Source organism: Paracoccus sp. MBLB3053 (assembly GCF_031822435.1).
In the GTDB taxonomy this organism is placed as follows: Bacteria; Pseudomonadota; Alphaproteobacteria; order Rhodobacterales; family Rhodobacteraceae; genus Paracoccus; species Paracoccus aurantius.
Window position 1 is genome coordinate 25,510 of record NZ_JAVQLW010000001.1, and the last position, 22,606, is coordinate 48,115.

Consider the following 22,606-nt stretch of genomic DNA (forward strand, 5'->3'; position numbering starts at 1 on the left):
CGGCAATAGCCATAACAATCACGATGTCCCGTCTATTGATTGAACTCTTCTATCAATTCGACCGTTTTCAGCAACGCCTCGACCAGCGGAGGATGCGGCTCGCTGCGCCCTGTCACCAGGCCCACCAGATGCCCCTCGCCGGCGAGGTCATGTGCTGCGACCCCCTGAGGCAAGGGCAGCGCGCGGGCGACGCTGCGCGGCAGGATCGCGGCCCAGTCGCCGGTCACGACATGCGACAGGATCGCCAGCATCGAGGTCGATTCGACCCGCGGCATGGCCTCGGATCCGGCATCCAGCAGGTGCCGGGTCACGATGCGGCGGTTCTGCATATCGGGCGTCAGCAGGCAAAGCGGCAGGGCCGCCGCGTCGGACCAGCCGACTGGGCCCGGCATCTCGCCCCGCGCGATCAGGCAATAGGTTTCGCGATACAGGGGCTGGCTATGCACCCGGCCCAACGGCTCGCTGTCGAGATAGGTGACGCCGGCATCCAGCTCCAGCGCCTCGATCTGGTCGCGGATCTCATCCGAGGAGCGCGACAGGATCGAGACCCGTGCATTGGGATGGCGACGCAGGAAAGGTCCGGTGAGTTCGGCGACGCGCGGCATGGCGGTCGGAATCACGCCCAGGCGCAGAAGCCCGGTGACACCCTTGCGACTGGCCTGCATCTCGGCCTGCATGGTGCGCGCGTCGCCGACGATGCGCCGGGCCCAGACCAGGACGCGCTCGCCTTCCGGGGTCAGTCCCTGATAGCGCGAGCCGCGCCGGACAAGCTGCACGCCCAACTGGTCCTCGAGGGACTTGATGGCGGATGACAATGTCGGCTGGGTAATTCCAAGCGCTTCGGCCGCGCGGCCGAAATGGGCCTCGCGCGCCAAAACCATGAACATGGACAGCTTGTCGATCACAAGATGCCCTCCTCCCGGCACTCGCGCTCAGAGATCGCCGGCAGAACGGGAAGTCCGGGAGCAAAGCCCCCGGCCCCACGGATCAGACGATCTCGACGGCGTATTTCTCGATCACGGTATTGGCCAGCAGACCTTCGCACATCCGGGCGACTTCGGCCTTGGCGGCCTCGGCATCGGCCGAGACCAGATCAAGTTCGATCACCTTGCCCTGACGCACGCCTTCGACACCCTGAAAACCGAGACCGCCAAGGGCATGACGGATCGCCTCGCCCTGGGGGTCAAGAACGCCATCCTTGAGCATGATGGTGACACGGGCTTTCATCGGCAGGCCTTTCAGTTGATCAGGGTAGGCTTGGACAGGCTGGTCGTGTTGGCGGGCATGAGCCCCAGCCGACGCGCCACCTCGGTATAGGCATCGGTCAGGCTGCCAAGATCGCGGCGGAACACGTCCTTGTCGAGCTTCTGCCCGGTCTTGACGTCCCACAGCCGGCAGCTGTCGGGACTGATCTCGTCTGCGACGACAAGACGCATGAAATCACCGTCCCAGATGCGGCCGATCTCGATCTTGAAGTCGATCAGCTTGATACCCGCGCCGAAGAACACGCCCGACAGGAAGTCGTTCACCCGCAGCGCGAGGCTGACGATATCGTCGAGATCCTGCTGCGAGGCCCAGCCGAAGGCGATGATGTATTCTTCCGACACGAAGGGGTCGCCCAGCTCATCGTTCTTGAAGCTGTACTCGACGATCGGGCGCGGCAGGGCAGTGCCCTCTTCCATGCCCAGACGCTTGGCGATCGAACCGGCGGCGAAGTTGCGCACGATCACTTCCAGCGGAATGATCTCGACCTGGCGGACGAGCTGCTCGCGCATGTTGATGCGACGGATGAAGTGGTTCGGCACGCCGATATTGGTCAGGCCGGTCATGAAGAACTCGGACAGGCGGTTGTTCAGGACGCCCTTGCCCTCGATCGTCGCCTTCTTCTGCGCGTTGAAGGCGGTCGCATCATCCTTGAAGTATTGGATCAGCGTGCCCGGCTCGGTGCCTTCGTAAAGGATCTTCGCCTTGCCTTCGTAGATTTTCTTGCGCCTTGGTGCCATGCTGCGCGTCTCCCGTCCGCAAGGTGTGTGATATTCTTCTGGCGCTATAGGGCAGAAACGGGGTCAGGGGCAATACGGGCTTGCGATCCGACCGCGCTCGGGCATACCGTGAAATCATGGTATCGGACATGCGACCGGGAGGCGCCATGACAACTTTCGACGATCGCGAACGGTCTTATGAGGCGAAGTTCGCCCTTGATGCCGAATTGAATTTCAAGGCCGAGGCACGCCGCAACCGTCTTCTTGGCGAATGGGCAGCCGCGCTTTTGGGCAAGACCGGCGATGATGCGCGCTCGTACGCGCTGACGGTCGTGACATCGGATTTCGACGAGCCGGGCGATGAGGATGTGTTTCGCAAGCTGTCAACGGATCTGGCCGAACTTGCCGACGAAGAAACCATCCGCGCCAAGATGATCGAACTGCGGCTGACCGCCCGTGAGCAGATCGTGAAGGAAATCTGACCTTTCGTCTCGCGCAACGCATTGGAAACGCTCCGTTTCAACGGGGCGTTTCTCGTATCAGCGGGCGGCGGCTTCAACCTGCGGATAAAGCCACCACAGGGTAAGCCCCCGAAGAAGGCTCAGGACCATCAGGGCCGCCCAGAGGCCGTGATTGCCGAAAAGCTGCGGCAGAAGCACCAGAACCGGCACATAAAGCGCGACGGAAACCAGCATCGCGTTCCGCATTTCCCGTGTGCGGGTGGCCCCGATGAAGATGCCGTCCAGCATCCAGGCCGCGATGCCCAACACCGGTGCGGCGATCAGCCAGGGTAGATATGCGCGTGCGACCGATCTGACCTCGGGCGCAGTGGTCAGCAGGTCGATGATCGCGGGACCGGCCGTGGCAAACAGGAAAGCCAGCCCGACGGAGCCCCCGACGCCCCATTGTGACGTCAGCCAGGCCGCCCGGCGCAGACGCTCGGGCCGGCGCGCGCCGACCGCCTGCCCGACAAGCGATTCGGCGGCGAAGGCGAACCCGTCCAGCGCGAAGGCGACGATGGACAGGAATTGCAGCAGCACCTGGTTGGCAGCCAGCGTGACATCGCCCTGCCCCGCAGCCAGGAACATGAAGCTGGTAAACGATCCCTGCAGCAGAACCGAACGGATCATGATGTCGCCGTTGACCTGCAAAAGCCGCTTAAGCCGATCCGCCGCAAACAGGCCCGCCACCCGCAGGGCGCCCCGAATCGCGTCGCGGGCAAACCAGAGCCCCAGCGTGATCCCCGACCACTCCGAAATCAGCGTCGCCAGCGCGACCCCGCGCACCGACCAGCCAAGACCAAGAACGAACCACAGGTCGAGCAGCACGTTCAGCCCGTTCATCAGCAGTTGCAGGACCAGCACGCTGCGGGTCCGTTCAAGCGCGATCAGCCACCCCGTCACCGCATAAAGGGCAATCGTGGCGGGCGCGCCCCAGATCCTCAGTTGCAGATATTGGCGGGCGAGGGTCTCGACCCCGTCCGAGGCCGGAGCAAGCCAGAAGGCAAGCCGGAAAAGCGGCGCTTGCAGCACAATGAAACTCAGCCCGGCGAGAATCGCGATCACGAGCGCGCGGAGCAGATGCGCCCCGGTCTCGGCCCCGTCACCGGCGCCATGCGACTGCGCGACAAGTCCCGATGTTCCCATCCGCAGGAAGCCGAAGATCCAGTAGATCGAGGACAGGATCACCGCGCCGATGCCGACCGCGCCGATCGGTGCGGCCTCGCCCATCTGCCCCACGACCCCGGTATCGACCATGCCCAGCAATGGCACGGTCGCATTCGAAATCACGATGGGCAACGCGATCGAAAGGACGCGGCCGCTGGTCAGGGGCCGCGCCGCGTCAGGCTCATGCATTCTGTGGCATCAGGAAATGGCCCGTTGCCTGCGCGAAAAGGCGTGTGCGCTGATCCTGCCATGCCTCGACCTGAACGCTTGCATAGCGCCGCCCCGACCGGACAACGCGCGCGCGGGCATAGGCGTCACGCGGCAGGCCAGAACGCAGGTAATCCACCGTGAAATCAATGGTTTTCGGCAGGCGCGGCAGGCTTTCCGGCACGGCCGCATCAGGGGCGATGCGGCCATGCTCCATGTCTTCCCAGATCGCGCTCCAGGTCAGTTCGACGATCGCCGCAACCTCGAGAAAGGCCGCCGTCACCCCGCCATGGATCGCAGGCAGCATCGGGTTACCGATGAGCTTTTCGTCAAAGGGCAGGATTGCTGTCAACTCGTCCCCGCGCCGATCGAACTGGATGCCCAGCCAGCGGATATAGGGAACGCTGGCGACAAGCGCGTTCAGCGTGCTGTTCCGGCGGGACTTGATCGCCGCCAGGGGTTCGTTGCGATCGACCATGATCAACGCTCGAAGGTAAAGGCCCCGGTGGCCGAGGCCACGGGGCGGGTTTCGTCCTCATCCATCGCCCAGGCCCGGACGAACGCGACCGAGCGGGTGGCGTGATAGCATTCAGCGCGTGCCTTGATGCCCTGAAGCGGCGTTGCCGCGCGCATGTAGTCGATGCGCAGGTCGATGGTCGCGGTGACCCTTGGTCCATCGGGATGGGCCATGACCGCGGCGCCGCAGCAGGTATCCATCAAGGCCGAGATGACACCTCCGTGGATCACGCCGCTGCGCGGATCGCCCACCAGATCGGCGTTCCAGGGCAGCGAGATCACGGCGCCGCCAAGTGTCAGTTCTTCCAGCCTCATCCCAAGCGCCCGCGCATGGGGGATGGCCTCGATGAACTGGCGCGCGATCCTTTGGCGCTGTTCGGTGAAAGTTGCCTCGGACTCGGACATTTGTCTTTCCTGCGGAGGGGTGGTCGGGATGAGGCTTATCTGCCGGGTCAAGATGTCACAAGTCTGCAAGGTTGCAGATAGTTGAGTTTGCACCCGTGCTGGTCTAGTCTCGCGACTATTCTGACAGGTCACAGCATGACAGACAGCGAGTTCATCAGTTTCAAGGAGATGTGCGCGAGATTCGACGTGACCCCGCGCACATTACGCTACTACGAGTATATCGAACTGCTCAGCCCCCGTAAGGAGGGCCGATCGCGCTTCTACGGCGCGCGCGAAATCGCGCGGATGAAGCTGATCCTGCGTGGCCGCCGCTTCGGCTTTTCGCTTGAGGATATCCGGCAGTGGTTGCTGATCTATGGCGAAAAGGGCAGCGAAGAACAGTACAAGGTCTGGATCGACCTTGCCGATCGCCAGCTTGAGGTCCTGACCCAGCAGCGCGACGAAGTGCTCGCCGCGATCGAGGATCTGCGCGACCTGCGCGATGAAACCGCAAGAATTCTCGCCCAGATGGACGAGGACAAGCCGGTCGCACAGCGCTCCTGAGCGGCGACCGAACCATCTCGACTCTCTCGTTTTTTACTCGCCCGGCGCATCTGTTGCCGGGCGTTTTCTTTTCCCGCCGATGGGCGTCAAAACCTCTGACGCCACGTCGCCCCTTACGCGAACGTCAACTTGGCCTATAGTCGACCCGATGCGATTGAAAGCTGGGAGGGCGGCCATGAGCGAGCAGTTGATGACCATCCGCGAAATGTGTGAAGCCTATCAGGTGACGCCGCGGACCCTTCGCTTCTACGAGGCGCGGGAACTGATTTTCCCAGAAAGACGAGGCCAGCACCGGCTATATGGCCGCTCGGATCGGGCGCGTCTGATCCTGATCCTGCGCGGCAAGCGGTTTGGCTTTTCGCTGGAACAGATCCGTCAACTGCTGGAACTTTACGATCCATCCGAACGTAACCTGACACAGACCGAAGCGACTCTGTCGACGGCGCGGGACAGGTTGCAGGACATGGAGCGACAGCAGGCCGAGCTTGCTGCGGCCATCATCGAACTTCGCCAGTTGATCACCCAAGGTGAGGACTGGCTTGCCAGCCTGAAATCAGATTCCCGCCATTCGGCCTGAATCCCTGGAGGACCAATGCCTATCTTTGCTGCCCCCGTGCGTGACATCCAGTTCGTCCTGCACGACTTGCTCGATATCTCCCGTCAGGACGTGCCGGGCTATTCGGATCTGGAAGCCGAATTCACCGAGGCGGTGCTCGAGGCCGCGGGCAAGCTTGCCTCTGAAATCATCGCACCCCTGAATGCGGTTGGCGACCGTCAGGGCTGCCATCTGGAAAATGGCGTGGTGCGGACCCCGGAAGGCTTCAAGGACGCTTTCGAACAGATGCGCGAAGGGGGCTGGACGGCCCTTGATTGCGATCCGGATTTCGGCGGACAGGGCATGCCCTACATCATGAGCCTTGCGACCAACGAGATGTTCGTTGCCGCCAACATGGCCTTCAACATGTATCAGGGCCTGACCCACGGCGCCTATTCGGCGATCCATGTCCACGGCTCGGCCGAGCAGAAGGCGACCTACCTGCCCAAGCTGGTCAACTGCGAATGGACCGGCACGATGAACCTGACCGAGCCCCATGCGGGCACCGATCTGGGCATGCTGCGCACGAAGGCCGAACCACAGGACGACGGAAGCTACCTGATCACGGGCCAGAAGATCTTCATCTCGGCCGGCGATCACGACCTTGCCGAAAACATCATCCACCTCGTCCTTGCCAAGGCACCTGGCGGCGGCGAGGGGACCAAGGGCATCTCGCTGTTCATCGTTCCGAAATTCCTCGTGAACGCGGATGGCTCGCTGGGCGAGCGAAATGGCGTCAGCGTCGGAAATATCGAAGAAAAGATGGGCATCCACGGCAACTCGACCTGCGTCATGAACTATGACGGGGCGAAAGGCTGGCTGCTGGGCGACCTTCACAAAGGCATGCGCGCCATGTTCACGATGATGAACGAGGCGCGGATCGGCGTGGGCCTGCAAGGCTATGCCGTCGCCGAAGCCGCCTATCAGAACGCGGTCGCCTATGCCCGCGACCGGGTTCAGGGCCGTGCCGTGACCGGCGCCGAAAACCCCACCGGCCCGGCCGATCCGCTGATCGTCCATCCCGACATCCGCCGCAACCTGATGGAGCAGAAGAGCTTCGTCGAAGGCGCGCGCGCTCTGGCCGCCTGGAGCGCATATCTGGTCGACCGCAGCCACCGGCTGGACGACGCCGCGGCCGAAGGGCTGGTTTCACTGCTGACCCCCGTGGTCAAGGGCTTCCTGACCGACATGGGCTTTGCGTCGACAGTCCAGGCGCAGCAGGTCTATGGCGGGCATGGCTATATCGAGGAACATGGCATGTCGCAGTTCGTCCGCGACGCCCGGATCACGATGATTTACGAAGGCGCGAACGGTGTACAGGCGCTTGACCTGGTCGGGCGCAAGCTGGCGGCCGAGGGCGGCAAGCCGATGATGGCCTTCTTCGAAGAGATCAAGCAGACCATCAAGCAACACGAGGACGATGCCGATCTCAAGGCAAGCTTCCTTGACCCGCTGAAGGCCGCCTCGAAGGACCTGCAGGCGGCGGTGATGTTCTTCATGGAACAGGGCATGAAGAACCCGAATGCCGCGTTGGCCGGATCATATGACTTCATGCACCTGTTCGGCCATGTCGCACTGGGTCTGATGTGGACCCGCATGGCGGCGGCGGCGCGCAAGGCGCTGGCAGACGGCACCTCGGATCGCGAATACTACGAAAGCAAGATCGCGACCGGGCGGTTCTACATGACCCGGCAACTGCCCTTGACCGCAGCGCATCTTGGGCGGGTCCGAACCGGCGCCGATCCGGTCATGGCGCTGGCGGAAGATCAGTTCTGATGCCGCATCCGGAATCCACCAGTCTTCCTGACGGATTCCGGACGATCAGAATTGCGCACCCCGGGAAACGGGCTTGCCTGAGGGACAAAAAGTTCCGGCGCCCGGGGCGCGCACTGCCTTCCTAGATGCGAAGCGGCTGCGGCCCCGCTCCGCCGATACAGGCTAGGCCCTGGTCGCTAAGAAAGAGTTAACGCGGGGGCCTTTCCCGGCCACGCGCACGGACAGCCCAGCATGGCGGGAGAACATCAAGATGACGGCTGAGCTTCATTGTTTCGGAGAATCGGGACATTCCTACAAGGTGGCGCTGCTGATGCAGTTGACTTCCTATCCCTGGAAACCGGTTTTCATCGACTTTTTCGGCGGTGAAACCCGCAGCGCCGAATATCGCATGCTGAACGACATGGCCGAGGCGCCAGTCTTTGTCGAAGACGGCGACAAGCTGACGCAATCGGCGGTCATCCTGCTTCATCTGGCTGAAAAGACCGGGAAGTTTATCGACGGCGACCGCAAAGAGATCTTGCGCTGGCTCTTTTGGGACAATCACAAGGGCTCTTCGCAATTCGGCGCGCTGCGCTTTCTGATGAACTTCCTGCCACCGGAAAAGCAACCGGCCGAAGTCATCGCCTGGCTACAGGGCCGCGCCAAGGCCGCGCTCAAGACCCTGAACGCACATCTTGACGGCCGCGACTGGCTGGCCGGCGATGCTCCGACCATCGCCGACCTCTCGTGCTGCGGCTATCTCTTCTATCCCGAACCCTTCGGCTTCGAGCGAGCCGAATGGCCACATATCGACGCCTGGCTCACGCGCATCGAAGCGCTGCCCGGTTGGAAACACCCCTATGACCTGATGCCCGGCAACCCTGCCGACCGGGCCGCGAAGGAGGACGCATGACCGACGCATATATCTACGACGCAGCCAGGACACCGCGCGGCAAGGGCCGCCCCGATGGTAGCCTGCACGAGGTCACCTCGGTCGCCCTGTCCGCTCGGTTGCTGAACGCCGTCAAGGAACGCAACGGGCTTGAAGGCCATGCCGTCGAGGACGTGATCTGGGGCAATGTCACCCAGGTCAAGGAACAGGGCGGCTGCCTCGCGCGCTCGGCGGTGCTGGCCTCGGAGCTGGACCAGTCGATCCCCGGCCTCGCCATCAACCGCTTCTGCGCGAGCGGCATGGAGGCGGTGAACCTCGCCGCCAACCAGGTCAAGGGCGGCGCGGGCCAGGCCTATATCGCCGGCGGCGTCGAGATGATGGGCCGCGTCGCCATGGGCAGCGACGGCGCCGCCATCGCCGTCGATCCCGCCCTGACCTTCGGCAGCTATTTCGTGCCTCAGGGCATCTCGGCCGACATCATCGCCACCGAATACGGCTTTACCCGCGAAGAGGCCGATGCGCTGGCCGTCGAATCCCAGCGCCGCGCCGCCGCGGCCTGGGCCGAGAACCGCTTCGCGAAATCCATCGTCCCGGTGCTTGACCAGAACGGCCTGACCATCCTCGACCGCGACGAATACATGCGTCCCGGCACCAGCATCGAGGATCTTGCCAAGCTCAAGGCCAGCTTCAAGGAAATGGGCGAGATGATGCCCGGCTTCGACAAGGTGGCGATGCTGAAATATCCGCATCTCGACCATATCGAGCATATCCACCATGCCGGGAACTCCTCGGGCATCGTCGATGGCGCGGCGGCCGTGCTGATCGGGAACGAGGAATTCGGCAAGGCCCATGGCCTCAAGCCCCGCGCCCGCATCCGTTCAACCGCAAAGATCGGCACCGACCCGACCATCATGCTGACCGGCCCGGTTCCGGTGACCGAGAAGATCCTGAAGGACAGCGGCATGTCGATTGCCGACATCGACCTCTTCGAGGTCAACGAGGCCTTCGCCTCGGTGGTGCTGCGCTTCCAGCAGGCCTTCCAGGTCGATCCCGGCATCGTGAACGTGAATGGCGGCTCGATCGCGATGGGCCACCCGCTGGGCGCGACCGGTGCTATCATCATCGGCACGCTGCTCGACGAACTCGAGCGGCAGGACAAGAATGTCGGCCTCGCCACGCTCTGCATTGCCTCGGGGATGGGTGCGGCCACCATCATCGAAAGGGTCTGACAATGCCCAAACTGGAAACCGAACGCGCCCCGCTAAGGACGGGCTCGATCTACCCGCCACCCTATGCCGAGATGATGGCCGGCAGATCGGCGCTGCGCCTGGGCGAACTGGCCGGTTTGACGCAATTCGGCGTCAATCTCGTCACGCTTGAGCCCGGTGCGGTCGCCTCGCTACGTCACTGGCACCTGAAGGAAGACGAATTCGCAATGGTGCTGGAAGGGGACCTGATCCTGATCGAGGACGAAGGCGAAACCCCCATGCATCCCGGCGAATTCGCGGCATGGAAAGCCGGAGACGCCAACGCCCATCGCTTTGTCAACCGCTCGACAGCGCCCGCGCGCTTTCTTGTCGTGGGCTCCAAGATGCCGGGTGAGGTCGTCACCTATGGCGACGTGGACATGATCCTTCACCAAGAGGGCGGCACGCCCCGCTTCACCTATCACGACGGCAGCGAATGGACCGGCCCGCGTGACCTCGCGCCCAAGGGAGAAAATGAATGACCGATTTCACGATGCAGAAGGACGCCGATGGCGTCGCGATCATCACATGGGACGTGCCGGGTAAGTCGATGAACGTGCTGTCGCTGGACGGTGCGGCCACGCTGGGCGGGCTGATCGACGACGCGCTGGCCGATGAGGCGGTCAAGGGCGTGGTCATCACCTCGGGCAAGAAGGACTTTGCCGGGGGCATGGACCTGAACGTCATCGCCGGAATGAAGGCGGGCGGCGCGCAGGGGGTCTTCGAAGGTGTGATGAGCCTGCACAAGCTGCTGCGCAAGATCGAGCTTGCCGGCATGGACCCGAAGACGAAGAAGGGCGGAAAGCCCATCGCGGCCGCCCTGCCCGGCACCGCGCTGGGGATCGGGCTGGAACTGCCGCTGGCGACGCATCGCATTTTCGCCGCCGACAATGCCAAGGCCAAGATTGGCCTGCCGGAAATCATGGTCGGGATCTTTCCTGGCGCGGGCGGCACAAGCCGCCTGACCCGCAAGATGGGCGCGCTGGCAGCGGCCCCTTTCCTGCTGGAAGGCAAGCTGTCCGATCCCGCCAAGGCCAAATCGGCCGGGCTGATCGACGAGGTCGTGGCCGATCCGGTCGCCGCCGCCCGCGACTGGGTGCTGCAGGCCACGGATGGCGACCTGGTCAAGCCTTGGGACGCCAAGGGCTACAAGATGCCCGGCGGCGAGCCCTATCACCCGGCGGGCTTCATGACCTTCGTCGGTGCGTCCGCAATGGTGCATGGCAAGACGCTGGGCGTCTATCCCGCCGCCAAGGCGCTGCTTTCGGCGGTCTATGAAGGCGCACTGGTGCCCTTCGACACCGCCCTCAAGATCGAGGCGCGCTGGTTCACCAACATCCTGATGAATCCCAGCTCGACCGCGATGATCCGTTCGCTTTTCATCAACAAGGAAGCGCTTGAAAAAGGCGCGAACCGGCCCGAGGCGCCCGACCAGACGGTGAAAAAGGTCGGCATACTGGGGGCGGGCATGATGGGAGCAGGCATCGCCTATGTCTCGGCCATGGCCGGCATCGAGGTCGTGCTGATCGACAACAGCCAGGAGGCCGCCGATCGCGGCAAGTCCTATTCGACCGGGCTTCTGGACAAGGCAATCAGCCGCCGCAAATCCACTGAAGAGAAAAAGGTCGAGGTTCTGGCCCGGATCACGCCGACGACCGATTATGCCGCGCTGCAAGGCTGCGACCTGATCGTCGAAGCCGTGTTCGAAGATCCCGCCGTCAAGGCCGAGGTCACCAAGCGCGCCGAGGCGGTGATCCCGCAGGATGCGATCTTCGCCACCAATACCTCGACCCTGCCGATCTCGGGCCTCGCCAGGGCCAGCGCCCGCCCCGAGCAATTCATCGGCATCCATTTCTTCAGCCCGGTGGACAAGATGCTGCTGGTCGAGATCATCAAGGGCAAGGAGACCGGTCCCCGCGCCGTCGCCAAGGCGCTGGATTTCGTGCGCCAGATCCGCAAGACCCCCATCGTCGTCAATGATGCGCGCTTCTTCTACGCCAATCGCTGCATCATCCCCTATATCAACGAGGGCATTCGTATGGTGGCCGAGGGCGTCAGCCCGGTGCTGATCGAGAATGCCGCCAAGATGATGGGGATGCCGCTTGGACCGCTGCAACTGGTGGATGAAACCTCGATCGACCTCGGTGTGAAGATCGCCAAGGCGACCCGCGCGGCGATGGGCGATGCCTATCCCGACGGGGCCGTGGACGAGGTGATTTTCAAGATGGCAGACAAGGGGCGCCTGGGGCGCAAGGCAAAGGCCGGGTTCTATGACTATGACGATGCCGGCAAGCGACAAGGCTTCTGGTCCGAGTTGGAACAGGAATGGCCCGAGTCCGAGAACCAGCCCGAACTGACGGACATTCAGCACCGCCTGATGTTCGTGCAATCGCTGGAAGCTGTCCGCGCGCTGGAAGAAGGCGTTCTGGAAGACATCCGCGAAGGTGATGTCGGCGCGATCCTGGGATGGGGCTTTGCGCCCTGGTCGGGCGGCCCCTTCAGCTGGCTCGACATGCTGGGCGCGCCCCGCGCGGCGGCGATCGCGGACGATCTGACCGAGCGGTTTGGCGCGCGCTTTTCCACCCCCGAACTGCTGCGTGACATGGCCGCAAAGGGCGAAAGTTTCTATGCCCGCTTCGGTTCGGAAAGACGCGCCGCCTGATCGTGCATCCTGAAAATGAAAGGGGGCAGAGGATCGCTCCTCTGCCCCTTCTTCAGTCATTGCGGCCTGGGATGGTTCAGACAAGACCTTCAGCACGGAAGGCCGCGCGCAGATCGGCTTCGGGGCGCGCTCCGATATGGCTGATGACCTCGGCCGCCGCGATGCAGCCCATCCGGCCCGCAACGGCCAGGGGGGCCCTGGTCGCCAGGCCGTAGATCAAGCCCGCCGCGAACTGGTCCCCTGCCCCGGTCGCATCCACCGGAACGATCCGGTGAACCGGCGCCGTGACACGCTCATTTCCCCGGATCAGGATCGCATCCTCGCCCGAGCGGGTGCAGATCACCGTGCCGCAATCGGCAGCGGCAAGGCGCAGCGCCTCTTCGAGATCGGTGACCTGGTAGAGTGAGGTCCATTCATGGACATTGCCGATCACGTAATCCATAGGCCCGGCCACAAGACGACGGAAATCGGCGCGATGACGATCGACGCAGAACGGGTCTGAAAGGGCAATGCCAGCTTGCCCGCCCGCCTTGTGGCAGGCATCGGCGGCCTTGAGGAACGCCGCCTTTCCCGCGTCCTTGTCAAAGAGATAACCTTCGAGGAACAGCCATTCCGCGCCGCTGAAGGTGGCTGGGTTCACGTCCTCTGTCCCCAGTTCCGCCGAGATGCCCAGATAGGTGTTCATCGACCGCTCGCCATCGGGGGTGACGAAAATGATCGAACGCGACGTGGGCAGCACCTTGCCGGCAATCGGAGGGTTCACAAAGACCGTGCCCGCAGCCTCGGTCTGTTCGGCATAGGAAAGCCCCAGCGCATCGCCCGCGACGCGGCCGATGAAGGCCGTGCGCAGCCCCATCATCCCCAGACCGGCCAGCGTGTTCGCGACCGACCCGCCGGGAACCAGACGGGCCTTTTCGACCGCGTTGTCCTCGGCTTGCGCCGCCGTCAGAACCTCGGCGCGGTCACGGTCGATCAACTGCATGATCCCCTTTTCGATCCCGAGCCTGGCAAGGCTCGCATCTGAGGTCGGGGCGATCACGTCCATGATCGCATTGCCGATCCCGATCACATAGGGGGTCGTCATTCGGTCTTCTCCTCATAGGGGCAGAGATCTTCGATGGGACAGATCTTGCAGCGCGGCCTGCGCGCCTGGCAGACGTAACGGCCATGCAGGATCAGCCAATGATGTGCGTTTTGCTGGAACTCGACCGGGACATTGTCCTCGATCGCGCGCTCGACCTGATCGACATCGCGACCGGGCGCGAGGCGCGTCCGGTTTCCAACGCGAAATATATGGGTATCCACGGCCTGAGCCGGGAAGTTGAACACGCTGTTCAGCACGACATTCGCGGTCTTGCGACCGACGCCGGGCAAGCTCATCAACGCGGCGCGGGACTGGGGCACCTCGCCGCCATATTCGTCGACCAATCGTTTCGACAGAGCGATGACGTTCTTGGCCTTTTGCCGAAACAGACCGATGGTCTTGATTTCCTCGGTCAGCGCCTCGATGCCCAGATCGAGCATCTGCTGGGGCGTCGACACCATCCGGAACAGGTTCTTCGTCGCCTTGTTCACCCCGACATCGGTCGCCTGCGCCGAGAGCGCCACCGCCACCAGCAACGTGAACGCATTGACGAATTCAAGCTCGGTTACCGGAGCGGGATTCGCCTCGCGGAAGCGGGAAAAGATCTGCACCTGGGTGCCATAGGGCAGCGCCGGGGGAACACGGAAAGCGGGTGAACGGGCCATGCCGATGAGATGCCCCGACCGGCCCTGCAGTGCAAGCGCGAAGAGGCCGATCCGGGCCCCGCACCAGGCAATCACTGCGCAATGTCCTGCTCGTGATCCCGAAACGCCCGGATTCTCACGCATTCCTGTGGAGTTGCGCAGGAACCCGTGCGATGTTGCCAACGTTTGGGCATCAGCGCCGACCTTGGAATTTGGGGTCGGCCGCGTCGTTAGGACAGGCGACGTCGGATCGCCCCAGAAGGAAAGGTACAAGAAAATGAAAACCCGTATCTCGCTGCTGCTCGCGACGACAGGCGCACTGGCAGTCAGCGCCTGCGCTCCGACGACCGATCAATATGGCAATACCAGTTCGGGAATGAGCAAGACCCAGCAAGGCGCAATCGCAGGTGCCGTGGTCGGCGGACTGATCGGCGCGGGCGAAAGCCGCGAAAATGCCCTGAAGGGCGCGGTGATCGGCGCGACCGCCGGCGCCGTCGGAGGTTCGATCCTTGACCAGCAGCAGCAAGCCCTGCAGCAATCCCTGAACAACCCGAACATCCGCATCGTCAACAACGGCAAGTACCTGACCGTGGTGATGCCGGAATCGACCCTGTTCGCAACGGATTCGGCGGCCGTGGGTGCGCAAGGCCAAAACGATCTCTACACGATCGCGCGCAACCTCAACCAATACCCGAACAGCCGTGTCCAGGTCATCGGCCATACCGACAGCACCGGTTCGGCAGCCTATAATCAGGATCTGTCCGAGCGCCGTGCTCGCTCGGTCTCGGGACTTCTTTCGGCCGGTGGCGTGTCGACCTCGCGCATCACGACAACGGGCCGCGGCGCGTCGGCGCCTGTTGCGTCGAACGATACGACTGCGGGCCGTGCGCAGAACCGCCGCGTCGAGATCCTGATCATCCCGAACGGCTGATCCCTGCTTATCGATGCGAAGGGCCGGCGATTGCCGGCCCTTTTTCGTTTCCGCAAGTGCAAAATGAAGACCCCGGATGTTGCCACCCGGGGTCAGATCACAGTCCCAGCGGGCCGATTGTCTTCGGCCCTTTCCTTATCTGATCAGTTCAAACGACGCGCGACGTCATCGATCGCGTTGTCGATGCCCGCGCTGCGTTCGGAGGCCGAAGCCTGCTTGCCGAGAATCTCGCTCGCCGCCGCGATGGCCGTCTGGATCGCACGGTCACGCACGGCACGAACCGCATCCGCCTCGGCGCCCGAAATTTGCTCTTCGGCGGCCTTGAGACGACGCTCGATCGATACCTGAAGCGCCTTCTTGGCCTTTTCAGCTTCGATCGTGGCTTCACGCTTCGCATTGGCGACGATATCCGCCGCCTGCGACTTCACCTCGCGCTGGCGGCGCTCATAGCTCGCATAGATCTCCTGGGCTTCCTCGCGCAGGCGACGGGCCTCGGCCAGATCATTGCGGATGCCTTCGGCCCGCTTGTCGAGCATGCCGCCGACAAGTTGCGGGACCCGGTAATAGACCAGGATCGCGACGAAAAGCAGGAAGGCCAGCGTCACGATGAAGTCGGTGTTCCGCAGCGAGAAGAACGGACCCGTAGCCGCGAATGCAGGGCTTGCCATGACAACGAAAAGAAGGCTCAGACGTTTCATTGCAGCGCCCCCTTCAGTCGCTCGTCGACAGCTTCGTCGATCAGGTTCTGATCTGCACGACCGCCAAAATTCTCGACGAGCGCGGAAGTCACCTCGCGGGCGACATTGCGTGCATCCTCGACAGCCGACGCACGGATTTCACCGATGCGCTTTTCAGACTCGGCCGAACGCGCGGAAATCTCGGCATCCGCATGAGCGATGGCTGCGTCGAGTTCCTTCTGCATCTCGGCCTTGTTGGCGGCGATGATCTTGTTCGCTTCGGCCCGGGCGTCGGCAAGAGCCTTTTCATAGGCTGCTTCTGCGTCCTTGGCTTTCTGCTTGAACTCCTCGGCCGCCATCAGATCGCCCGTAATGGCGCCCTGACGATCGCTGATGACCCCGCCGATGCGCGGCAGAGCCACGCGAGACAGGACCCAGTAGATCACGGCCAGCACGACCAGCAGCCAGAAGATCTGGTTGCCGAAGGTGCTGATATCCAGTTGCGGCATCCCGACGCTGCTTGCGCCATGAGCCGCATCGGCTGCGGCATGGGCTGCATCAGCACCGTGCGCCGCCGCCTGGGCGGTCTCGGTGTGGGTCACCGTTTCTGAGTGTTCGACCACGACAGGCGCGGTCTGTTGCAACAGGCTGAACATTTCCTACCCCATGCCGGTCGTTTCACAATCGGGTGGGCGCATGGTGCCCCCACCCAACCGCAAGGATGGCAAAAGGATCAGACTGCGAACAGCAGAAGCAGAGCGACCAGGAACGAGAAGATGCCCAGGGCTTCGGCGAAGGCCATGCCGATGAACAGCGTGGCGGTTTGCGAGGCAGCGGCCGAGGGGTTGCGCAGAGCGCCGGCGAGGTAGTTGCCAGCAACATTGCCCACACCCATGGCAGCGCCGGCCATACCGATGCAAGCCAGACCGGCGCCGAGGTACTGTCCCAGTTGACCCAGATTTTCCATATTCATGCTCCTTGAGGCTTTGGAAAGGGTTTTGAATTACCTGATCTGCGGTCCGTCGCTTAGTGCGACGGATGCAGGGCGTCTTTCAGATAGACGCAGGTCAGGATGGTGAAGACGTAGGCCTGGATCAGCGCGACGAGCACTTCGAGACCATACATGGCGGTGATCGCAAGGATCGAAATCGGGGCGATGGCAGCGACGGCGGCGAAGGCGGCAAAGACCTTGATCACCGCGTGACCGGCCATGACGTTGCCCGCAAGTCGGATCGAATGGCTGACCGGGCGCACGAAATACGAGATCAACTCGATGATGGCGAGAACCGGGCGCAGCGCCAGCGGCGCGGAACTGACCCAGAACAGACCAAGAAAATGGGTGCCGTTCTTGACGAAGCCAAGGACTGTTACGCCGACGAAGACCAACAGGGCAAGAACCGCAGTGACGGCAATATGCGAGGTCGGCGAGAAGGACTTCGGAAGCAGGCCCAGGAAGTTCGCAAACAGGATGAAGCAGAACAGCGTCATCACATAGGGGAAGTATTTCAGACCGTCCTTGCCGGTCACGTCCTCGACCATCTTGCGAACCATGCCGTAAAGCAGTTCGGCGATCGACTGAAGCCGATTGGGAATGATCGCGCGACCCCGGGTTCCAAAGACCAGCAGACCGATGATGCACAGAGCGGCCAGACCCATCCACAGTGTGGCGTTGGTCGGCGTGTACCAGTGCACCTCGGTTCCGCCAAACAGCGGCTTGACGATGAACTGGTCCATCGGGTGGAAAACCAGACCTTCACTGTGTTCTTCTGTCGCCATCGTCATTTACCCTCGTCGTCGCCGGGTTGCTCCGGTGCCTTGCCTATTTCCTTCGCCGTTCTCATCATCGTCTTCACTCCGGCCGCAAGGCCCAGAAGCACGAAGACGACCATCAGGAGCGGCGTCGTGCCGAACAAATAGTCCAGCCCAAATCCGATCCCGAACCCGATGCCCAATCCGGCCACAAGTTCGGTCACCATGCGCCAGGCCATATTGGCCTGACTGAAATGCTCTTCCCCGCGTGAGCCCGGTACTTGCGCCGTCTTCTGGCCCAATCGGGCTTCCAGTTCGCGCAACCGCTCCGCGTCCCGGGCACGCGCGGCATCATGGTCCTGCTTATCGGCCACGCCTTCACACCCCCGTTATCGGTTGGGGCGGTGATAGGTGCTGCGGCGCTGCAAGTCAAGCAAGCAGGAGGAATTGCTAAGAACTTGTAATAGTTCGCTTTAAATCAATCCGAATTTGCTACGGCGCAGCACTTGCGGCGCAGCTGCCCGATGGGCAATATTCAACCCGTCAGTTAAGTAAACTCGCATGGCCCTCCAGAACCCAAGCCTCGACACGATTTTCGCTGCACTCGCGGATCCAACGCGGCGGGCCATTCTTGCCATGCTGCTTGAAGACGACATGGCGGTGACCGACGTGGCCGCCCCCTTCGAAGTCAGCCTGGCCGCGATCTCGAAACACCTTGCAGTGCTGGTCGGTGCCGGCCTGATCAGACAGGAACGCAGGGGGCGGATCATCTGGTGCAAGCTCGAACCCGAAGGGCTACGCAGCGCCTCGGTTTGGATGCAGGGCTTCGGCCAATTCGAGCCGGTCGATCTTGACGATTTCGAACGGTTCCTGCAGTCCGAACTCGAAGGCGGCGGTTCTCAGAAGGACGAGCCAGCCTGATCGGCGCGACCAGCCTGTCTGTATCGAGTCATTTTGCGTTGACGATGCTGAGCGAAGCGATCGGGTCATGACAGGGACATGACCCGACGACGTACGATGATAACCCTACTTGACGGTGATGCGCCCATCGAGAGCGGGCTTGAAGCCCGGCCCCTGCCGAATGAGGTATTCGGCCAGCACGTCCGCCAGATCCGGGCCGAAATCATAGGCATCCTTCGCGTTCGTCGCAAAGATCTTGTACCCGTCCCCTCCGGCACGCATGTAATTGTTCGACACCACACCGTAAAGTTTTGATGGGTCGATCGGCGCCCAGGTTCCACCCTCGCGGACCTGCACATCGGATATCCGCGTTCCGGGTTCGGCCGTCGGGTCGACGGTATATTTCAGGCCCGCGACCTGTGCGAAGCGCCCTGCCTTTTCCTCATACTGACTTGCACCGTTTTCCAGTGCCTTCACGAGATCTTCGCCCTTCAGCTTGAAGGTAGAAAGGGTGTTCTGGAACGGAAGGACCGACAGCACCTCGCCCATCGTGACTGGGCCGGCATCGATCGAGGTCCGCAATCCGCCGCCATTCGCAACTGCGATGGTGATCCCTTGCGCCTTGACCCGATCGAGCATGGCGTCAGCCACGACGACACCCATCTCGCATTCCCGCTGACGGCAGTTGTCGCGGCTGCCATCGATCGGAGCCTTGGTCTCCGCCACCAGCTTTTCCTTCAGCTCCTGGATTGGAGCCGCCATTTCCTTGACACGGGCCGCGATTGCCTCGTCGGGCGCAACGGATGAATCGAGAAGGATGGGTGATCCCTCCGCCTTGATGATCTGACCGTCCTCATTCCAGGTCAGCTTCAGATGGCCGAGATACTTGCCATAAGCATAGGCGGTAACGACGGGCACATCGGCCTCATCGGCAGACGCGACCATCGTGGGATAAGGTCCTTCGGCCCCGTCCATCTCCCCCAGAAGCGTATGACTATGTCCGCCTATCACCGCATCTATGCCGGCAACCTCGGCCGCGATTTCCTGGTCGCGCCTGTAACCTTCATGAGTCAGCGCGACTATCTTGTTTACACCGGCAGCAGTCAGCTCCTGGACATCTGCCTTCAGGCTTTCCAGATCGTCCTGGAAAATGACCTTATCGCCCGGAGAAGAGGTTTCGGGCGTATCCATCGCAAGCGCCGAAACAATACCCAGTTTTTCTCCGCCTACGTCCAGGGTCACAAAATCCGCCACCTTGCCTTTGAGCTCTGGAGACTGGGACAGATCAAGATTGCCCGAAATGACCGGGAACGAGACGCCGTCAGCCAAGGTCTGAAGCCCCCCCGGCCCATCATCGAATTCGTGGTTTCCGACGGCCATGGCATCGAATCCGATCTCGTTCATGAACTCGACCGTGTCTTTGCCCTTGTAGGTCGTGTAGAAAAGGCTTCCCTGGTATTGATCTCCGGCGTCGAGCACGACGACATTCTCGCCATTGGCCCTGAACTCGTCTCGCAGTTCCCTGATCTTGGTGGTCAGCCGCGCCACCCCTCCGAAACATTCGTTCTTGGCCTCGGTTTCGGCGTCGCAAGTGGCGTCGTACTTGTTGATCGGCTCGATGCGGCTATGAAAGTCGTTGATGTGGAGAATATGCAGGGTGAAGTCGGCCTGGGCGGCACCCGCCCCAATCACGGCAGTCGCCGCAGACACCAAAAACAAGCGTTTCATCCGTTTCCTCTCGTCACCGGTGATGGGACTGGAAGGCAGCTTCGGAGATGCTTGGGTATGCGTCAACCGGGGATCGGGCCGCATCGGGTGGTTCTGCCTTGACGCGCCCAATGGCGCAGCGCAAGAACCTGACCATGCGTGCCTATAAGATCTTCAGAGCCCCGGAATACGAACAGTTGCTGCGCGATGGTGAAAGCGCTGGTTCGCCCGTCGATCTCGCGGACGGGTATATCCATCTGTCCACGGCATCGCAGCTTGCCGGTACGCTCACCAAGCACTTTGCCGGCGAGACGGGACTAAGATTGCTCGCGGTCGAAACGGAATTGCTTGCCCCTCTGAAATGGGAGCCATCCCGTGGAGGAGATCTCTTTCCACATCTCTACCGTGTACTGCGCGTTGCGGATATCGTCTGGACTCGTGACATCGGCATCGGTCCCGACGGGCATATCACAGGAGAACTGGAATGAACCTGATCGAACGCCTTGGGCTTGCAGCGCTTCACTCGTTCGATCCAGAGCGCGCTCATGATCTTTCGATCTTCGCGCTCGAGCGCGGCCTTGTACCAATGCCGAAAGCAATCAGGACGTCCAGCCGGCTGCGCGTTTCGATTGCCGGGCTCGATCTCCCCAATCCCGTCGGACTGGCTGCCGGCTTCGACAAGAATGCGCGGGTGGTCCCGTCCCTTATGCGCGCGGGCTTTGGGTTCATCGAAGTGGGCGCGGCTACTCCGCGTCCTCAGCCCGGAAATCCGAAGCCCCGACTGTTCCGCCTTACCGAGGACCAAGCAATCATCAATCGCTTTGGCTTCAACAATGAAGGTGCAGAGGCAATCGCCGAGCGCCTGGCTCGCCGCCCTTCCGGCTACCCGAAGGGCATCCCGGTTGGGCTGAACATCGGAGCGAACAAGGACAGTCAGGACAAGAGCGCGGATTTTTCACAGGTCGTGCGTGTCGCGGGCGAGGCCGCGGATTTCCTGACGGTCAATGTCTCGTCGCCCAATACCGAGAAACTGAGAGACCTTCAGGGGCCGGATGCGCTCGCCGCATTGCTCGACGGCGTCATTACAACCCGCGACGGCCTCGCAAGCCGCCCCCCAGTTTTTGTCAAGATTGCACCCGACCTCGACGACGCCGGTCTCGCCGACATCGCTTCGGTCGCAGTCTCGGCATCCGTCGACGGAATCATTGCGACGAACACCACACTATCTCGCGACGGTCTTTCGTCGCCTCGTGCAAGCGAAACGGGCGGGCTTTCCGGTACCCCGATCATGCAAAGATCGACACGCATCCTTGCCAAGCTCAGCCAACTCATCGACGGCAGGCTTCCGATCATTGGTGTCGGCGGAATTTCCTCGACCGAGGATGCGTGGCAGAAAATCCGCGCGGGGGCCTCTGCCGTCCAGATCTATTCCGCCCTGATCTACAAGGGCTTTTCTTTCGCGGACCAGATCGTCCAAGAACTCGATCAAAGACTCGAGCGCGAGAAGGTTTCCTTGGCCGAGCTGACAGGCAGCGGACGCGAGGAATGGCTCTGATCTAGAAGGATCTAAAAGGGGCCCTCGTGCCCCAAGAGCTGGTTCATGGCACTTGACGGATCGCTGCACCCCGCATCGCCGACAATCCGCGCGGGCACCCCGGCTACGGTCTTGCAGGGCGGCACCTCGCTCAGCACGACCGATCCTGCTGCGATGCGCGAATGATGGCCCACCTTGATATTGCCAAGGACCTTTGCGCCCGCCCCGATCATCACCCCGTTGCCAATCTTGGGATGCCTATCTCCGTCTTCCTTGCCGGTGCCGCCAAGGGTAACCGAATGCAGCATCGAGACGTCATTGCCGACCACTGCCGTTTCGCCAATGACGATCGAATGGGCGTGGTCGATCATGACGCCGGTACCGATGCGCGCGGCGGGATGAATGTCGACACCGAACACTTCCGAGCAACGCATCTGCACGAAATAGGCCATGTCGTGGCGGCCCTGCTCCCACAACCAATGCCCGATCCTATAGGATTGAAGCGCCTGATAACCTTTGAAGAACAGGATGGGCTGCATGAGCCTGTGCGTCGCGGGGTCACGGTCGTAAACGGCAATGAGGTCGGCTTGCCCTGCCAGTGCAAGTTCCGGAGAACGCGCGAATGCGTCATCCGCGATTTCGCGGAGGATCTGTTCGCTCATTTCCCTTGAAGCGAGCTTCAGCGAAAACCGGTAGGCAAGAGCCGCCTCAAATGTCGCATGATGCAGCAGGCCCGCATGGATCAGCGCGCCCAGCAATGGCTCGTCCCGCACGGCAATGCGGGCCTCTCTCTGAATTCGCGACCAGACAGAAATGCGCGTTTCGTCGCGCATTTCCTGTGGCAGCGGTTCGACGATGTCCTTGCTCAGGTTCATGGCACCGAAGCTTTGTTGGTTCATTTACCCGATT

27 protein-coding genes are annotated in these 22,606 nt (G+C 62.2%); 12 read left to right on the forward strand and 15 right to left on the reverse strand.

What is annotated here, in order from left to right; all coding sequences use genetic code 11:
* Positions 1 to 32: 32 nt before the first annotated feature.
* The 3 genes from RGQ15_RS00135 to purC form a co-directional block, all read right to left on the reverse strand.
* Positions 33 to 905, reverse strand: a complete 873-nt coding sequence (locus tag RGQ15_RS00135; protein WP_311158183.1) for a LysR family transcriptional regulator — start codon at positions 903 to 905, stop codon at positions 33 to 35.
* Positions 906 to 987: 82 nt separating this feature from the next.
* Entirely contained in the window at positions 988 to 1,227 is a 240-nt protein-coding gene (gene purS, locus RGQ15_RS00140; protein WP_311158184.1) for a phosphoribosylformylglycinamidine synthase subunit PurS, read from the reverse strand.
* Between the two features lie 11 nt (positions 1,228 to 1,238).
* Positions 1,239 to 2,003, reverse strand: coding sequence for a phosphoribosylaminoimidazolesuccinocarboxamide synthase (purC, locus tag RGQ15_RS00145; RefSeq protein WP_311158185.1), 765 nt, complete (start codon positions 2,001 to 2,003; stop codon positions 1,239 to 1,241).
* Positions 2,004 to 2,149: 146 nt separating this feature from the next.
* Between purC and RGQ15_RS00150 the strand changes: the two genes are divergently transcribed.
* Positions 2,150 to 2,464: a DUF1476 domain-containing protein gene (locus RGQ15_RS00150; RefSeq protein ID WP_311158187.1), complete on the forward strand. Its 315-nt coding sequence runs from the start codon at positions 2,150 to 2,152 to the stop codon at positions 2,462 to 2,464.
* A gap of 57 nt (positions 2,465 to 2,521) precedes the next feature.
* On the opposite strand, the gene RGQ15_RS00155 is transcribed toward RGQ15_RS00150, so the two are convergent.
* From RGQ15_RS00155 to RGQ15_RS00165, 3 genes are read right to left on the reverse strand one after another with little or no spacing between them, the layout of a single operon-like run.
* Complete coding sequence (locus tag RGQ15_RS00155) at positions 2,522 to 3,838, reverse strand: MATE family efflux transporter (protein WP_311158188.1); 1,317 nt, start codon at positions 3,836 to 3,838, stop codon at positions 2,522 to 2,524.
* Positions 3,831 to 4,334 carry a PaaI family thioesterase gene (locus RGQ15_RS00160; protein WP_409201290.1) on the reverse strand — a complete coding sequence of 168 codons (504 nt, stop codon included), beginning with the start codon at positions 4,332 to 4,334 and terminating at the stop codon, positions 3,831 to 3,833. Before RGQ15_RS00160 ends, RGQ15_RS00155 begins: the two co-directional genes overlap by 8 nt.
* A gap of 2 nt (positions 4,335 to 4,336) precedes the next feature.
* Positions 4,337 to 4,777, reverse strand: coding sequence for a PaaI family thioesterase (locus RGQ15_RS00165; RefSeq protein WP_311158189.1), 441 nt, complete (start codon positions 4,775 to 4,777; stop codon positions 4,337 to 4,339).
* A 135-nt stretch (positions 4,778 to 4,912) separates the two neighbouring features.
* Here RGQ15_RS00165 and RGQ15_RS00170 point away from each other — a divergent pair, with 135 nt between their 5' ends.
* The 7 genes from RGQ15_RS00170 (at position 4,913) to RGQ15_RS00200 (ending at position 12,471) form a co-directional block, all read left to right on the forward strand.
* The gene (locus tag RGQ15_RS00170; protein ID WP_311158190.1) at positions 4,913 to 5,320 is read left to right on the forward strand and encodes a MerR family transcriptional regulator; all 408 of its coding nucleotides are present in this window, start codon (positions 4,913 to 4,915) and stop codon (positions 5,318 to 5,320) included.
* 175 nt (positions 5,321 to 5,495) lie between these two features.
* Positions 5,496 to 5,897, forward strand: a complete 402-nt coding sequence (locus RGQ15_RS00175; protein ID WP_311158191.1) for a MerR family transcriptional regulator — start codon at positions 5,496 to 5,498, stop codon at positions 5,895 to 5,897.
* Positions 5,898 to 5,912: 15 nt separating this feature from the next.
* On the forward strand, positions 5,913 to 7,691 hold the full coding sequence (locus RGQ15_RS00180; protein WP_311158192.1) for an acyl-CoA dehydrogenase C-terminal domain-containing protein: 1,779 nt from the start codon (positions 5,913 to 5,915) through the stop codon (positions 7,689 to 7,691).
* A gap of 250 nt (positions 7,692 to 7,941) precedes the next feature.
* A complete protein-coding gene (locus tag RGQ15_RS00185; protein WP_311158193.1) occupies positions 7,942 to 8,583 on the forward strand; it encodes a glutathione S-transferase family protein in 642 nt (213 codons plus the stop codon).
* Complete coding sequence (locus RGQ15_RS00190; protein ID WP_311158194.1) at positions 8,580 to 9,791, forward strand: acetyl-CoA C-acetyltransferase; 1,212 nt, start codon at positions 8,580 to 8,582, stop codon at positions 9,789 to 9,791. The genes RGQ15_RS00185 and RGQ15_RS00190 overlap by 4 nt, the downstream gene beginning before the upstream one ends.
* A 2-nt stretch (positions 9,792 to 9,793) precedes the next feature.
* Positions 9,794 to 10,291: a cupin domain-containing protein gene (locus RGQ15_RS00195; RefSeq protein WP_311158195.1), complete on the forward strand. Its 498-nt coding sequence runs from the start codon at positions 9,794 to 9,796 to the stop codon at positions 10,289 to 10,291.
* Positions 10,288 to 12,471 (forward strand): 3-hydroxyacyl-CoA dehydrogenase NAD-binding domain-containing protein, encoded by a 2,184-nt coding sequence (locus tag RGQ15_RS00200; protein ID WP_311158196.1) that lies wholly within the window; start codon positions 10,288 to 10,290, stop codon positions 12,469 to 12,471. Before RGQ15_RS00195 ends, RGQ15_RS00200 begins: the two co-directional genes overlap by 4 nt.
* A gap of 76 nt (positions 12,472 to 12,547) precedes the next feature.
* Here the strand turns inward: RGQ15_RS00200 and RGQ15_RS00205 are convergent, their stop codons facing one another.
* Together RGQ15_RS00205 and nth are read right to left on the reverse strand one after the other, a co-directional pair.
* Complete coding sequence (locus tag RGQ15_RS00205) at positions 12,548 to 13,555, reverse strand: adenosine kinase (protein ID WP_311158197.1); 1,008 nt, start codon at positions 13,553 to 13,555, stop codon at positions 12,548 to 12,550.
* Complete coding sequence (nth, locus tag RGQ15_RS00210; RefSeq protein ID WP_311160998.1) at positions 13,552 to 14,220, reverse strand: endonuclease III; 669 nt, start codon at positions 14,218 to 14,220, stop codon at positions 13,552 to 13,554. The genes RGQ15_RS00205 and nth overlap by 4 nt, the downstream gene beginning before the upstream one ends.
* A 256-nt stretch (positions 14,221 to 14,476) precedes the next feature.
* On the opposite strand from nth, the gene RGQ15_RS00215 reads away from it, so the two are divergent.
* Positions 14,477 to 15,130: an OmpA family protein gene (locus RGQ15_RS00215; protein WP_311158198.1), complete on the forward strand. Its 654-nt coding sequence runs from the start codon at positions 14,477 to 14,479 to the stop codon at positions 15,128 to 15,130.
* Positions 15,131 to 15,273: 143 nt separating this feature from the next.
* On the opposite strand, the gene RGQ15_RS00220 is transcribed toward RGQ15_RS00215, so the two are convergent.
* The 5 genes from RGQ15_RS00220 to RGQ15_RS00240 all read right to left on the reverse strand — a co-directional run bounded on the left by RGQ15_RS00220 (position 15,274) and on the right by RGQ15_RS00240 (position 17,930).
* Positions 15,274 to 15,828: a F0F1 ATP synthase subunit B gene (locus tag RGQ15_RS00220; protein WP_311158199.1), complete on the reverse strand. Its 555-nt coding sequence runs from the start codon at positions 15,826 to 15,828 to the stop codon at positions 15,274 to 15,276.
* Positions 15,825 to 16,463 carry a F0F1 ATP synthase subunit B' gene (locus RGQ15_RS00225; RefSeq protein ID WP_311158200.1) on the reverse strand — a complete coding sequence of 213 codons (639 nt, stop codon included), beginning with the start codon at positions 16,461 to 16,463 and terminating at the stop codon, positions 15,825 to 15,827. Before RGQ15_RS00225 ends, RGQ15_RS00220 begins: the two co-directional genes overlap by 4 nt.
* 77 nt (positions 16,464 to 16,540) lie before the next feature.
* A complete protein-coding gene (locus RGQ15_RS00230) occupies positions 16,541 to 16,774 on the reverse strand; it encodes a F0F1 ATP synthase subunit C (protein ID WP_114348568.1) in 234 nt (77 codons plus the stop codon).
* Positions 16,775 to 16,833: 59 nt separating this feature from the next.
* Positions 16,834 to 17,583, reverse strand: coding sequence for a F0F1 ATP synthase subunit A (locus tag RGQ15_RS00235; RefSeq protein ID WP_311160999.1), 750 nt, complete (start codon positions 17,581 to 17,583; stop codon positions 16,834 to 16,836).
* Positions 17,584 to 17,585: 2 nt separating this feature from the next.
* Entirely contained in the window at positions 17,586 to 17,930 is a 345-nt protein-coding gene (locus RGQ15_RS00240; RefSeq protein WP_311158201.1) for an AtpZ/AtpI family protein, read from the reverse strand.
* 187 nt (positions 17,931 to 18,117) lie between these two features.
* Here RGQ15_RS00240 and RGQ15_RS00245 point away from each other — a divergent pair, with 187 nt between their 5' ends.
* Positions 18,118 to 18,477: an ArsR/SmtB family transcription factor gene (locus RGQ15_RS00245; RefSeq protein ID WP_311158202.1), complete on the forward strand. Its 360-nt coding sequence runs from the start codon at positions 18,118 to 18,120 to the stop codon at positions 18,475 to 18,477.
* 105 nt (positions 18,478 to 18,582) lie between these two features.
* On the opposite strand, the gene RGQ15_RS00250 is transcribed toward RGQ15_RS00245, so the two are convergent.
* The gene (locus RGQ15_RS00250) at positions 18,583 to 20,184 is read right to left on the reverse strand and encodes a bifunctional metallophosphatase/5'-nucleotidase (protein WP_311158203.1); all 1,602 of its coding nucleotides are present in this window, start codon (positions 20,182 to 20,184) and stop codon (positions 18,583 to 18,585) included.
* A gap of 110 nt (positions 20,185 to 20,294) precedes the next feature.
* Between RGQ15_RS00250 and RGQ15_RS00255 the strand changes: the two genes are divergently transcribed.
* Complete coding sequence (locus RGQ15_RS00255) at positions 20,295 to 20,651, forward strand: DUF952 domain-containing protein (protein ID WP_311158204.1); 357 nt, start codon at positions 20,295 to 20,297, stop codon at positions 20,649 to 20,651.
* A complete protein-coding gene (locus RGQ15_RS00260; protein WP_311158206.1) occupies positions 20,648 to 21,718 on the forward strand; it encodes a quinone-dependent dihydroorotate dehydrogenase in 1,071 nt (356 codons plus the stop codon). The genes RGQ15_RS00255 and RGQ15_RS00260 overlap by 4 nt, the downstream gene beginning before the upstream one ends.
* An 11-nt stretch (positions 21,719 to 21,729) precedes the next feature.
* Here RGQ15_RS00260 and cysE read toward each other — a convergent pair whose 3' ends face one another.
* Positions 21,730 to 22,530 (reverse strand): serine O-acetyltransferase, encoded by an 801-nt coding sequence (gene cysE / locus RGQ15_RS00265; protein WP_311161000.1) that lies wholly within the window; start codon positions 22,528 to 22,530, stop codon positions 21,730 to 21,732.
* Between the last annotated feature and the right edge of the window lie 76 nt (positions 22,531 to 22,606).